Annotated in this window: 12 protein-coding genes; 7 read left to right on the top strand and 5 right to left on the bottom strand. The window is 71.2% G+C overall.

Annotated features, from left to right (window positions below; translation table 11 throughout):
• Window positions 1–73 precede the first annotated feature (73 nt).
• Together tatA and ACFVT1_RS30600 are read left to right on the top strand one after the other, a co-directional pair.
• A complete protein-coding gene (tatA, locus tag ACFVT1_RS30605; RefSeq protein ID WP_389801124.1) occupies window positions 74–259 on the top strand; it encodes a Sec-independent protein translocase subunit TatA in 186 nt (61 codons plus the stop codon).
• A gap of 166 nt (window positions 260–425) precedes the next feature.
• Entirely contained in the window at window positions 426–1,001 is a 576-nt protein-coding gene (locus tag ACFVT1_RS30600) for a TerD family protein (RefSeq protein ID WP_389801122.1), read from the top strand.
• A 198-nt stretch (window positions 1,002–1,199) separates the two neighbouring features.
• Here the strand turns inward: ACFVT1_RS30600 and ACFVT1_RS30595 are convergent, their stop codons facing one another.
• Window positions 1,200–1,853 (bottom strand): class I SAM-dependent methyltransferase, encoded by a 654-nt coding sequence (locus tag ACFVT1_RS30595; protein WP_389801120.1) that lies wholly within the window; start codon window positions 1,851–1,853, stop codon window positions 1,200–1,202.
• A gap of 265 nt (window positions 1,854–2,118) precedes the next feature.
• A complete protein-coding gene (locus ACFVT1_RS30590; RefSeq protein ID WP_389801118.1) occupies window positions 2,119–3,021 on the bottom strand; it encodes an oxygenase MpaB family protein in 903 nt (300 codons plus the stop codon).
• A gap of 144 nt (window positions 3,022–3,165) precedes the next feature.
• Here ACFVT1_RS30590 and ACFVT1_RS30585 point away from each other — a divergent pair, with 144 nt between their 5' ends.
• Window positions 3,166–3,474 (top strand): hypothetical protein, encoded by a 309-nt coding sequence (locus ACFVT1_RS30585; RefSeq protein ID WP_362207168.1) that lies wholly within the window; start codon window positions 3,166–3,168, stop codon window positions 3,472–3,474.
• 121 nt (window positions 3,475–3,595) lie between these two features.
• Window positions 3,596–4,693: a hypothetical protein gene (locus tag ACFVT1_RS30580; RefSeq protein ID WP_389801116.1), complete on the top strand. Its 1,098-nt coding sequence runs from the start codon at window positions 3,596–3,598 to the stop codon at window positions 4,691–4,693.
• Window positions 4,694–4,779: 86 nt separating this feature from the next.
• Here the strand turns inward: ACFVT1_RS30580 and ACFVT1_RS30575 are convergent, their stop codons facing one another.
• From ACFVT1_RS30575 to ACFVT1_RS30565, 3 genes are all read right to left on the bottom strand, one after another.
• The gene (locus tag ACFVT1_RS30575) at window positions 4,780–5,310 is read right to left on the bottom strand and encodes an MOSC domain-containing protein (RefSeq protein ID WP_389801267.1); all 531 of its coding nucleotides are present in this window, start codon (window positions 5,308–5,310) and stop codon (window positions 4,780–4,782) included.
• Between the two features lie 56 nt (window positions 5,311–5,366).
• Window positions 5,367–5,549 carry a hypothetical protein gene (locus tag ACFVT1_RS30570; RefSeq protein WP_114248565.1) on the bottom strand — a complete coding sequence of 61 codons (183 nt, stop codon included), beginning with the start codon at window positions 5,547–5,549 and terminating at the stop codon, window positions 5,367–5,369.
• 86 nt (window positions 5,550–5,635) lie between these two features.
• On the bottom strand, window positions 5,636–6,715 hold the full coding sequence (locus ACFVT1_RS30565; RefSeq protein ID WP_389801114.1) for a fatty acid desaturase family protein: 1,080 nt from the start codon (window positions 6,713–6,715) through the stop codon (window positions 5,636–5,638).
• 282 nt (window positions 6,716–6,997) lie between these two features.
• Here ACFVT1_RS30565 and ACFVT1_RS30560 point away from each other — a divergent pair, with 282 nt between their 5' ends.
• The 3 genes from ACFVT1_RS30560 (at window position 6,998) to ACFVT1_RS30550 (ending at window position 12,757) form a co-directional block, all read left to right on the top strand.
• The gene (locus tag ACFVT1_RS30560) at window positions 6,998–9,877 is read left to right on the top strand and encodes a DEAD/DEAH box helicase (RefSeq protein WP_389801112.1); all 2,880 of its coding nucleotides are present in this window, start codon (window positions 6,998–7,000) and stop codon (window positions 9,875–9,877) included.
• 32 nt (window positions 9,878–9,909) lie between these two features.
• Entirely contained in the window at window positions 9,910–11,232 is a 1,323-nt protein-coding gene (locus ACFVT1_RS30555; protein ID WP_389801265.1) for an SWF or SNF family helicase, read from the top strand.
• A gap of 175 nt (window positions 11,233–11,407) precedes the next feature.
• Window positions 11,408–12,757, top strand: coding sequence for an esterase-like activity of phytase family protein (locus ACFVT1_RS30550; RefSeq protein ID WP_389801110.1), 1,350 nt, complete (start codon window positions 11,408–11,410; stop codon window positions 12,755–12,757).
• Window positions 12,758–12,840 lie beyond the last annotated feature (83 nt).

Raw genomic sequence — 12,840 nt, 5'->3', positions numbered from 1 at the left:
TCTGCCCACAGCCAGCCTGGCGCACGGCCCGCGGACGCCGCGCGAAAACACCGAAAGGAAGGGCGGGACGTACATGTTGCGCAACGGCCTCGAACCCTGGCACCTGTTGATCGTGGCGATTGTGGTGATCGTGCTGTTCGGCTCGAAGAAGCTGCCGGACACGGCCCGTGCCCTGGGCAAATCCATGCGGATCCTGAAGAGTGAGGCGAAGGCCATGAAGGAGACCGACGCGAGTCCCGGCACCGACCCACGCACATGAGGCTCCGGCCCGCCGACGTGAAGCAGCCCTCGCAACTCATTACTTCAGGTATTGCGCAAGCAAGGGAACCACGGGCGCGACGCCGTCGTTGACCCGGGTGACAGCGAAGAAACGCTGATCACCGAATCGCTGGACCACTGGACCAACAGATCAATGGAGGAAGTTCATGGGTGTGACCCTGGCCAAGGGCGGCAACGTCTCCTTGTCGAAGGAAGCGCCCGGCCTGACCGCAGTGACGGTCGGCCTGGGCTGGGACGTACGGACGACGACGGGCGCGGACCACGACCTGGACGCGAGTGCCCTGCTGTGCTCGGACGCCGGAAAGGTCCTCTCCGACCTGCACTTCGTCTTCTACAACAACCTGACGAGCCCGGACGGTTCGGTCCAGCACACCGGTGACAACCTGACCGGTGAGGGCGAGGGCGACGACGAGTCCGTCAATGTCGACCTGGCGGCCGTCCCGGCCGATGTCGCCAAGATAGTCTTCCCGGTCTCCATTCATGACGCGCAGAGCCGCGGGCAGAGCTTCGGCCAGGTCCGCAACGCGTTCATCCGCGTGGTGAACCGGGCGAACGGCGTCGAGCTGGCCCGCTACGACCTCAGCGAGGACGCGTCGACCGAGACAGCCATGGTCTTCGGCGAGCTGTACCGGCACGGCGCGGAGTGGAAGTTCCGTGCCGTCGGCCAGGGTTACGCCTCGGGCCTGGCCGGTATCGCGTCCGACTACGGCGTCAACGTCTGACCGGAGGAACGCCACGGGCGTTGAGCACGGGCCGCTCCCCTCTTCCCCGCACCGGGGCGAGGAGAGCGGCCCGTCCGCTCTGTGTACTGCCGTCCGGTCGTCTCGTACGGGAACGGGTTCTGGTCGGCGCCGCCTCACCGGCACCGGCATGACTCCCGACGGCTGACCGCGCGGAAGGCCGTCATCCGGGCTTCGCGTTCAACCGAGTGGGTTGTCGGCGTTCTGCGCCTGAAACACGAGAGAACTCCACCGGACACGGTCGCGACCGTGAAGATCGGGACGCTCGCTGCGATGGACCGTCGGCAGGCCATGTGCAGCACCCAGCTCGGATGTCTCGGCGAGGGACACGTCGAACATGTGGCGACCGGCGGGCACGGGGCCGTGGCGGAGGTTGACGAAGAACCGGCCGCCAGGCACCAGCAATGTGGCGATCCTGGCCATCGCACGCCCGCGTTCCTCGGCATCCAGATGCATCCACACCGCAGTGGCGAAGACCGCGTCGAACCGCCCTGCGTGCCGGCTCAGCGTCAGGTTCGGGAGTACATCGTCGACCCAGTCGATCCCGCTGTCCGCATGGATTCGCTGTCCGTGCGCCCGCAGCTCCGCGGTCGGCTCGACGGCCACGACGCTGTGTCCGAGGGCCGCCAATGCGGCAGCATCACGCCCGGTGCCCGCCCCCACGTCGAGGATGCGTCCGGGCTCGGCAGGGACCAGCTGCAGCACGTCGCGGTGGACTTCGCCGAAGGTGACTTCCTCGTACTGGACCGCCAGCGTGTCCGCCGCCTCGGCATATCCGGCCGTACCCCTGGCCAGGCAGATGCCGTCCCCATTGGAGGTCAATTGATCACTCATGACGGCAGGCTACCGGCCTGCGGATGCCCAGCATCACCCTGTCCTGCAGCGGCGGCAGCTGGAGTGGCCCGTCAGGCAGACCGCCCCGACCTCACCGGTTCGAGTTCCGTCGTTGCGATGGAGGCGCGCCCGGGGCGCATTTCAGAACCTGCGGAATTACGCCGGTTCCTCGCCCTCTCCGTACGGACGCCCCGACCGGCGAGCGCTCGGCCGTCCCGATCACTTCCCGCCCGGGCGGTGTCCGTCCCGCCGCTCGCCCGGCTCCTCACTCGGCCGGAGCTCCGGGGCGCCTGTCGTGCGGAACCGGACAGCCGGAAATGCCCCGACCGGGGAACGTACCGAGCCCGGACACCTCGTAGCCGCCCGGGTAGCCCTTGATCTCGGGGTTCTGCCGGGCGTAGTGCGGGGTGGAGCGCGGCGGCAGCAGTCGCACCGCCCGTGCCCGCAGTCGCAGGGCGCCACGGGTGAGGTTGCGGGCCGCGGAGGTCGGGCGTTCGTACCGGAATGCCCGCACCAGCGAATCGTCGAGAAGTGCGAGGGCCGCCTTCCGCGCGACGGGCGCGAAGGGACGTGGATACCAGGAGCTCATCAGGTCCAGCGTGGCGTCGGAGACACGGCGTCCCCCTTCGTCCCAGCCGAAGTTCTCGGCCTCGTAGCTGTCGAGGATGCGCTCGAAACCCTCGTACGTCTCCGGCAGGTCCTTGATGCCCATATGGGCACCCAGGGTCCGGTAGTAGACGGCGCACGCCCGCAGTTCGTGGTCGGACAGCCGACGCCAGCCGTAGTGGTCGAGCCACCGCTTCGGGGTGACGACGAAGGTGCACAGCACGTAGCGCATGTCGTCGTTGCTGATGTCGTAGCTGCGGTGCATCTGATTGATCCGGCGGATGGCCGTGCGTCCCGGGGCGCTCTCGAAGCCGTGCTCGACGACCGCGTCCAGAAGGAGTGCGGTGTCGTCGTAGCGCTTCTGTGGACGGTCCGTCAGTTCGGCCGTCTCGGCGAGGAGCCGTCCGATGGCGGGAACGGCATAGGTGCGATACAGGGCCAGTTCGAGGGCGCGGGCGAGGTCCCAGGGGAATTCGCAGGTGGCCGTGATCCGGTAGATCCGGAGGAAGTCCCGCTCCGGATCGAGGCGCTGAATCTCCTTCAGCCGGTCGTACCGCCGCATCGCGCTGCCCCCTTGCCTCGGTCGGAGGTCCAACTCTATGTCGGCGGGGAACACCATAGGTGGTAGTTGTATGCGCAAGTGCCGGACGTGCGGATGTCGTTCGAGCACGTCATGCATGCACAGATCCTCGGAAAGGCGGTCTCCATGATCGACATAATCGGCAGTCTGCGGAAGGTCGTGTCCCCGGACCGGAAGGGCGAGCGGCCCGCCGCCCCTCTCGACGAGGGCCGGCGCAAACAGCACAACCTGTTCGAGGCGGCCGCCACCTATGTCTCGGCATCCGTCGAGGAGGATCAGGCGCGGATCGACGAGGCGAGCGGCTGGGTGTCGCCCGAGGCGCTCTCCTTCGGTATCAGCGAGCTGGCCTGCCGGGCCGTCATCGCGCTGGCCCGCGAGCGAGACGAGTCACCGCAGACAGTGGCCCGCACGCTGCTCGGTCTGCCCACCGACTGAGGAGCGCCGTCCGCCGGGCCGCAGGCCCGGCGTCTCTCCCTCTTTGTCAGGGCCTCGACGAGTGGGTTACCGACTCGTTAAGGTGCGCCGACGGAAAGCCACGACGGACGAGGAGGGTGCCGTGGCCGGCACGAGCGACGCGGTCGCCGACGACGACGCACTGTATGTGCTGACCGCGGTGCTGCTGACACCGGCGCAGTTCCCTGGCGTGCTCGGTGACGACTACCCCGCCGCGTGTGCGGCGCTCGCCCTCGAACCGTACATCGAGGGGTACGGGCTGGTCCTCGGCCAGGACAGCGGTGGGGCACGGTGGACCGTCGTCGTCGACGACGTATCGCTGGTCGCGGTCGCCATCGCGGCCTGGGACTGCGGAATGGAGTACGACCTCTCCCCCGACGACCGTTCGGTGGTCTGCGCCCTGCCCGGCTGGCCGCTCGCGGTGGGGGTCGCCGCTCCAGGTGTGCCCGCCCCGCACGATCCGGGGCCGGACCCGGGTGCCGAGGGTACCGATCCCGCACCGCTGGCGCCCCCCGACACGGAGTCGTGGGGTCCGGCCCAGCGGCGCATGGGAGCGGACGAGATAGCGCACCAGTGGGCGGCCTGGCGTGAGCAGCTCGACGACGGGACGGCCTTCGCCGCCCCGGGCAGTGACGCGGGCGAGGCCGGGGGCCGGGCCGACGGCCGCACCGCACCCGCCGCGGGTCCCGCTCAGAAGGACGGTGCCGCCGTCGAAGCGGCGAGTGAGGGCTGGGGCGAGCACCCGGCGGAGCCCGAAGGTGCGGGCGAGACCGGGGCCGAGGTGCGAGCCGGGGCCTCGGTCGTCGGCAGGGGCGATACCGGAACCGGAGACGAAGCCGACGCCGAGATCGAGCCCGGAGCCGAGAACCGGCCCCGGACCGACAGGGCCCCTACCACCGCCCGCGACCCCGCGCAGGACGCTCCTTCCCACGCGCACCCCGGTGTGTGCCGGGCCCTCGCGGAGGCCCATGCCTATGTGGACGCCCCGCCGCCGCCGGGCCGCGTCCGCTCCTCCTTCGCCACGAATGACGCCCGCATGCTGCGTGCCGACGGGCCCGGCTGGTCGCTCGTCGCCAGGACCGACGACATCGCGTTCATCCTGCTGGACGAGGAACCGGGCGAGGTGCTGCCGATCGGGCGTGGCACGGAACTGCCCGGCTTACTGAAGGCCCTGGACGCCCTGGCGGTACGGCCGGCCTGAGAAGACTCCCGGTGCGCGGCGAAAAGCCGGACGCCGTTTCCTGCCCGACGCCCCGGTGCCCACCGCACGGAACCTGCATGCTCCGGTTACACGCGCTCCAGCGCCCGATGCGGCCCGGCCGGCAGCTCGACCCCGACCGGGTCACCGGGCCGGACCACACCACCGACGGCGACGACGCCCATGATCCCGGCCTTGCGCACGATCCGGCCCGCCGCGTCCCGGCCGACCACCTGCTTGAGGAGCCCGTCCTGGAAGGTGTCGATCTGCAGACATGGGTTGCGCAGGCCGGTGACCTCGACGACCGCCTCGTCGCCGAGGTGCAGCAGAGCGCCGGCGGGGAGGGCGAGGAGGTCGACCCCACGGGTGGTGACGTTCTCCCCGAGATCGCCCGGGGCGACCTCGAAACCGGCCGCTCGCAATGCTTCGAACAGCTCCGCGTGGATGAGGTGAACCTGGCGCAGATTCGGCTGGGTGGGATCCCGCGCGACCCGGGAGCGGTGCTTGACCGTTACCCCCGCGTGCACATCGCCTTCCACTCCGAGCCCGGCCAGCAGGGTGACGCTCTTCCGGTTCGGCTTGGTGAACGAATAGGTCGCGCTCCTGCTCACCGCCGTCACTGTCCCACTCACCGCGGAGCCCCCATGGTGGTCGGCTTGCTGTCGGCGACTTGCTGTCAGCGGCCTATTTCCTTGCGGGTGATCCTGCGGAGCCTGCGCCGCTGACTCGGGTCCAGCAGCAGGTAGGCGACCGCCGGGACTCCGATCAGGACCAGCAGTGACAGCCAGAACCCGATGAACGGCATCAGGATGACTGCCGCGACGACTCCCCCGATGGCAATCTTTGCGCTGTTCGACATCGTCCATGCCTCCTTCGCGGCCCGAAGCCGCTCCTGCTGTGAGAACGCCTGTGCGCGCCCATCGGTTCCAGCCGGCCGCGGAGTCCTCAGCGCAGGGGTTCGCCGACCTCGTGCATGTGCTGGAGTGCCTGCCGGTAGGACTCGATCAGCCCGGTCTCCGTGTACGGCATGCCGAGCGCCTTGCAGTGGGCGCGGACCATGGGCTGCGCCAGGCGCAGATGCGGGCGGGGCATGCTCGGGAAGAGGTGGTGCTCGATCTGGTAGTTCAGCCCGCCGAGGAACCAGTCGGTGAGGATGCCGCCGCGTACGTTGCGCGAGGTGAGGACCTGCCGCTGGAGGTGGCCCCAGCGGTCGCCGTCGGGGTCGGGCATCTCCATGCCCTTGTGGTTCGGCGCGAAGGCCATGCCGAGATGGAGCCCGAACAGCGCGTGGTGGACGAGCGCGAAGACGACGGCCTTCCCCGGGGACATGACGGTGAGCAGCAGTGCCGCGTAGAGACCGAGGTGCGTGACCAGGAGCAGTGCGGAGAGGGCCCGTTCCCGGGCGGGCTGCTGCCGCAGGTACTGGAAGCCGGAGATCTTGAGCGCGATGCCTTCGAGGAGCAGCATCGGGAAGAACAGCCGGGCCTGGTTGCGGGTGAGCCAGCGGGCGAAGCCTTCGCGCTGGGCCGCCTGCTTCTGGGTCCAGACCAGGGCGCCGACGCCGACGTCCGGGTCCTTGTCGATGTGGTTGGGGTTGGCGTGGTGGCGTACGTGCTTGTCGTTCCACCACGCCTCGTTCATGCCGAGCAGCAGATTGGCGTGTACGAGGCCGATGGCCCGGCCGGTCTTGCGGTCGCCGGATATCTGCGCGTGTCCGGCGTCGTGTCCGACGAACGCGGTGCGGGACCAGAAGATCGCCAGCGGCAGTGCGAGCAGCAGGTTCCACCAGGTGTTGCCGAGGAGGAACATGCCGGTGAGCACGGCGCCCAGCGCGACCAGATTGGTGGCGATTCCCGCCGTGTACCACCCGGTGCGCCGATCGAGGAGTCCCTGCCCCTTCACCGCCCGCAGGAGGGGTGCGAAGTCGCTCCCCTGGCTCGGGGCGGGTGTGGCACCGTCGGCACCCACGGCAGTTCCCGAACTGTCACGGGCGCCTTCCACAACGGTGGGTACGGCCTGGGGCATGATGTCTCCGGTCTCTGAAAGGCTGCGCTGACCTGTAGAAACGTAGGGGCACCGGGGGTGTGGCAACCATGGCGCCACCACCCGGGGCTTCCGGGGGCCAGCCCCCTCCCCCCGGAGGGGGGCTGGCTGCACCCCGAGGCGTGGCACGCGGTCGCGCGGGGCTGCCGGGCCGCCCGGAAGTGGGATGGATCACTGCGATTCCGCCCGCCGGAAGGCGCAGCGGTGGAGTACCCTCGGCGACCCGTACTCCAACTAGTCAAATTTGAGGAATTCGGCATCGCTGTGCACAGGCTCCCTGCGGCAACGCTCTCCGAGATCTCCGCACTCTCCGGCTGCTCCGTGGTCTTCCTGCCCGCGGACCCGTCCCGTACGGGGCGCATCGCCTTCTGGCATCCGGACGGCAGCAGTCCGCCCGACGCTCCCGGTTCCGTCGAGGAGCTCCCCGTCGTCGGCGCCGACGCCCGGGTGTACGTCGTACCGGCGCGGCTGCTTCCGGTCCGCGACGCGCTGCCCGTACTCACGCGCGCACGAGGCTCGGCGCACGCCTCCGGCGCGGCCGCGTTCTGGGGCGCCGCCGCCCTCCTCGCCCTGCAACTCGCCGCCCGGGGCTTGCTGTTGCCCGGGCTGACCGCCACCGATCACGACGCCTGGCGGACCGGTCCGCTGACTGCCGACGATCAGTCGCGGATCCGTACGCTCGCCGCCTCGATGCCGCCCCTGGCCCATGCGGTACCGCTCGACGGGACCGCGCAGCCCGTGCTGCTGCCCGAACCGGAGCGGCTGCTGCGCGCGTTCCTCGACGCGGTGGCGGACACGCTGCCGCGCACCCCCGCCGCGGCCTTCGCCGCCGGCGGCCCGGCTTTCGCCGTCGACGCGCCGCAGCATCTGCCCGGCCAACGGGCCTGGGCCACCGATGTGGCCGCCGGGCACGACGCGGGCGTCCGGCTCTCGCTGCGGGTCGAGGTGTCGGGGCCGACCATGCCGGACCAGGACCGCGAGCAGCCCGCCGGGCCTTCCTTCCGCGCTGTCCTGCAGATCCACAGCGTCAGCGATCCGGCGGTGCTCGCCGATGCCTCCGAGGTCTGGGCCGGCTCGGCGCCGGCCGCCGCCTTCGGCCCCCGGGTCCGGATGGACGCCCTGCTGGCGCTGCGCCGGGCCGCCCGTGCCTGGCCCGCGCTCGCTCCGCTGCTGTCGGCCACGGTGCCCGACTCCGTGGAGCCCGCCGACGAAGAGCTCGCCGAACTCCTCGGCCCCGCCGGACGGGCACTCGCCGCGACCGGCGTACAGGTGCACTGGCCCAAGGAACTGGCCCGCAAGCTCACCTCACGCGCCGTCGTCGGCCCGCCCGGCGACGGAACGGACCAGGAGCACGCGGGTTTCGCCCGCACCGGGTCGGACGCCCCGCCGCTGCTGTCGTCCGACGCGCTGCTGACGTTCAACTGGTGGTTCGCCCTGGGCGACCAGCAGCTCAGCCGCGCCGAGCTCGACCGCCTCGCCGAGGCCAACCGGCCGGTGGTGCGGCTGCGCGACCAGTGGGTGCTGATCGACCCCGAAGAGGCACGGCGTGCCCGCGAGACCCAGGACCGCAAGGTCACTCCGATCGACGCGCTCGGAGCCGTGCTGACCGGTTCCACCGAGGTCGACGGCCGCCGGGTCGACGTCCTGGCCACCGGCTGGCTGGAGCAGCTGCGCCGCCGGGTGGCCGAGCCGGAGTCCGGCGGGCAGCAGACGATCGGTCAGCCCCCGGCTCTCGCCGCCACTCTGCGCGACTACCAGCTGCGCGGACTGAACTGGCTGCACACCATGACATCGCTCGGTCTGGGCGGCTGTCTCGCCGACGACATGGGGCTCGGCAAGACCATCACGCTGATCGCTCTGCATCTGCACCGCCAGAGCATCGAATCGGCCTCCGGGCCGACGCTGGTGGTCTGCCCGACCTCGCTCATGGGCAACTGGCAGCGGGAGATCGAGAAGTTCGCGCCCGATACGCCGGTGCGCCGCTTCCACGGTGGATCGCGCAGCCTCACGGGTCTGGCGGACGGCGAATTCGTCCTGACCACGTACGGCACGATGCGGCTCGACGCGGCGAAGCTCGCCGGCATCGGCTGGGGCATGGTGGTCGCCGACGAGGCGCAGCACGTCAAGAATCCGTACTCGGCAACGGCCAAGCAGCTACGGACGATCGGGGCACGGGCACGGGTGGCGCTCACCGGCACCCCCGTGGAGAACAACCTGTCCGAGCTGTGGGCGATCCTCGACTGGACGACGCCCGGTCTGCTGGGCCGGCTCGGCACCTTCCGCACCCGCTACGCGCGGACCGCGGAGGGCGGCGATCCGGCGGCGGCCGAGCGGCTGGCCGCACTGGTGCGGCCGTTCCTGCTGCGCCGGCGCAAATCGGATCCCGGCATCGCGCCCGAGCTGCCGCCGAAGACCGAGACGGACCGGACGGTGTCGCTGACGGCGGAACAGGCGGGGCTGTACGAAGCGGTGGTACGGGAGACGCTGGCCGCGATCTCCGGCGCCGACGGCTTCGCCCGCCGGGGCCTCGTCATCAAGCTGCTGACGGCTCTGAAGCAGATCTGCAACCACCCGGCGCAGTATCTCAAGGAGAAGGATCCCCGGATCGAGGAACGCTCGGGAAAGGTGGAGCTGCTGGACGAACTGCTCGACACGATCCTGGCGGAGGACGCGAGTGTGCTCGTGTTCACCCAGTACGTGCAGATGGCCCGGCTGCTCGAACGGCACCTGGCGGCGCGTGGGGTGCGCACGCAGTTCCTGCACGGCGGCACACCGGTCGCGGAGCGGGAGGCCATGGTGAACCGTTTCCAGGCGGGCGGGGCTCCGGTCTTCCTGCTGTCGCTGAAGGCGGCCGGCACCGGACTCAACCTCACCCGGGCGGGCCATGTCGTGCACTTCGACCGGTGGTGGAACCCGGCGGTCGAGGCGCAGGCCACCGACCGCGCGTACCGGATCGGGCAGACGCAGCCGGTGCAGGTGCACCGGCTGATCGCCGAGGGCACCGTCGAGGACCGGATCGCCGCCATGCTGGCCCGCAAGCAGGGGCTGGCGGACGCGGTGCTCGGTTCCGGGGAGGCGGCACTGACCGAACTGACGGACGCGGAACTGGCCGATCTGGTGGAGCTGCGAGGGGGCACGCGATGAGTGGCGCATTCGACGGTGACGGGGACGAATCCATGACCGGCGACGGGCGGGACACCCCGGTGCAGGAACGTACCTTCGCCGCGCTGCCGCCCGCGCGCGGCCGCGGCTTCGCGGAGACATGGTGGGGCCGGGCGTGGCTGAAGGCCCTGGAGGACACCGCGCTGGACGGCCAACAGCTCAAGCAGGGGCGCAGGTTCGCCCGTGAGGGCCGGGTCGGTGCGCTTTCCGTACGGCCCGGCCGGATCACCGCGCTCGTCCGGGACCGGGACTCGTCGGCATACCGCAGTGATGTGCTCCTCCAGGAGCTGAGCGAGGCGGACTGGGAACGGTTCCTGGACATGGCCGCCGCCCGAGCCGGGTACATCGCTGCGCTCCTCGACCACGAAATGCCGCCGCACCTGGTGGAGGACGCGGCGGCGGCCGGTATGGAACTCCTCCCGGGGATCGGCGATCTGGACCCGGAGTGCGCCTGCGGGACGTGGGACCACTGCCCGCACACCGCCGCCCTCTGCTACCAGGTGGCGCGACTGCTGGACGAGGATCCGTTCGTCCTGCTGCTCGTGCGCGGGCGCGGCGAGCGCCGGCTCCTGGACGAGCTCCAGGAACGCGTCGCGGCCCGCGCCGAGGGGCGGGCGCCGTCCGGATCGGCCGTCTCCTGCGACGGGCCCGGTGCCTCGGCTGAGAAGGCGAAGGACCGGGGCGTACGGGCGGACGAGGCGTTCGCCGCACGAGACATCCTGCCGCCGCTGCCCGCTCCTCCGCCGCTGCCGGCGGAACCGGGCCCCGCGCCGTCGCTGGACACGGAGACGGAACCGGAACCCGGCGTCGATCCGTCGGTCCTGGAGTTGCTGGCGAGGGACGGTGCGGCACGCGCCCACCGGATGCTGGCGGACGCTCTCTCCCCCGGCCATGAACAGCAGCCGCCACCGCCCGGGTTGACGCCGCAGCAGGACGCCGTACGGCTGGTCGCGGATGCCCGGCCCGAGCCCTGGATCGCGACACGACTGGCCGTCGGATCGGGGCGGTCGCGTGCCGGACTCGACGCGGCGGTGCGTGCGTGGCAGTACGGCGGGGCGGCCGCGCTCGCCGTACTCGACGAGGAGTGGACGCCGGATCCGCAGACCCTGGCCAGGGCCCGGGCCGGCCTCGCCGCGGCCTGGGAGGAAGGCGAACAGCCCCGGCTCCGGTCCGCGGGCAACCGCTGGACCGCGGTGGACGGCAGCGTGCAGCTCAGGTACGGGCGGGACGGGCGTTGGTGGCCGTACCGCAAGGAGAGCGGACGCTGGGTTCCGGCGGGCCCGGCGGACGACGATCCGGCGGCGGCCCTGGGAGGTCCGAGCGGATCGGACGACTGACGCCGCCGTTCATGAGGCCGGCTCAGCGGTGAAACGGCGGGACCGGGCAGGACGTCCGGCCCCGCCCCCGTCTGTCGTCCGGTTCTGCTCAGGAGTTCACTTCCACGTCACCGCGCGTTGATGCTCAGGGCGGAACCTGACGGCCGTCCAAACCGTTTGCGCCCCAGGAGGCCCCATGTCCGCGCGTGTTGTCCGTCGTTCCCTTTCCGTCGGGCTGCCGCTCGCCCTGCTCGGGACGGTGTGTGTCGCCGGTACGGCGACGGGCGCGCAGGACCGGCACGGGCGTCCGGAGCGCACCGCGCGGGTCACCGGGAGCGCCGTGCTCGGTGACGTTCCCCTGGCCGGTTTCAGCAACGGGCTGCTCCCGGGGACGGTCGCCGACGACCGCGGTGTCATGCTCGGCGGTATCGGCAGCGACATCTACCCGGCCGACCGCAAGGGCGAGTTCTGGACGGTGACGGACCGCGGCCCCAACGGCCAGATCAAGATCGACGGGAAGAAGCGGCGCACCTTCCCGGTCCCCGGTTTCGACCCGGCGATCGTCAAGGTACGAATCAACGGCGAGCGCGTCCAGGTGCTGGGGGCCATTCCCCTGACCACGCGCTCCGGCGCCGCCGTCACCGGTCTGCCGAACCAGCGGGTCCGCGACGAGGCCCCGTACACGTACGACGCGAAGACGCCGCTCGCGTACGACCCGAACGGCCTCGACACCGAAGGCATCGTCCGTGCCGCCGACGGCACGTTCTGGCTCGTGGACGAGTACGGCCCCTCGCTGGTGCACGTCTCCGCCCGGGGCCGGGTGCTGACCCGCTATGTCCCGCAGGGGCTCGGGCTCACCGGTGCCGACTACCCGGTGGTGGAGGCACTGCCCGGCGTGCTGCTGCACCGCAAGGTCAACCGGGGGTTCGAGGGGCTGGCCCAGCTGCCGGGTGGCGATCTGGTGCTGGCGGTGCAGAGCCCGCTCTCGCTGCCCGACCAGGACGCGGGCGATTCCTCGCGCAATGCGCGGCTGCTGCGCTTCTCGACGAAGAAGCGCGCGGTCACGGCGGAGTACGCCTACCGGTTCGACGCGGTGGACGTCGTGGACCCGGGTGAGGACGACACCTCCGAGCTGAAGATCTCCTCGGTCGTCGCGATCGGACGGGACCGTCTCCTGGTCGAGGAGCGCACGGACAAGGCGGCCCGGTTGCACCGGGTGACGCTCCCGCACGGCTCCGGCATCCTGGGCTCCGCGTGGGACGACCCGGCGGTGTCGCCCTCGTACGAGGAGCTCACCGACCCGGCGGCGGCGGGCGTACCGGTGCTCCGGAAGAGTCTGGTCGTCGACCTGGGCAAGGTCGCGGGCATCCCCGGGAAGGTCGAGGGCGTGGCGGTGACGGGCCGGGACACGCTCGCTCTCATCAACGACAACGACTTCGGGATGACCGACGGCGCCGAGGCGTTCGACGCGAACGGCCGGCTGGTCGACAGCGGCATCGAGACGTCGGTGACGCTGCTGAAGCTGCCCCGCCCGCTGCGGGGCTGACGCCGTGGCTGCCTCCGGGAGGTCCGCCGGCTCCGGCCCTTGACAGGCGAACCCTCCCGGAGGCTGTAGTCGGCGACGCCCGC

It is taken from the genome of Streptomyces sp. NPDC057963 (assembly GCF_042887155.1).
Classification (GTDB): Bacteria; Actinomycetota; Actinomycetes; order Streptomycetales; family Streptomycetaceae; genus Streptomyces.
The sequence above is the reverse complement of the archived record's forward strand: the minus strand, read 5'-3'. Positions and strand labels throughout refer to the sequence as shown.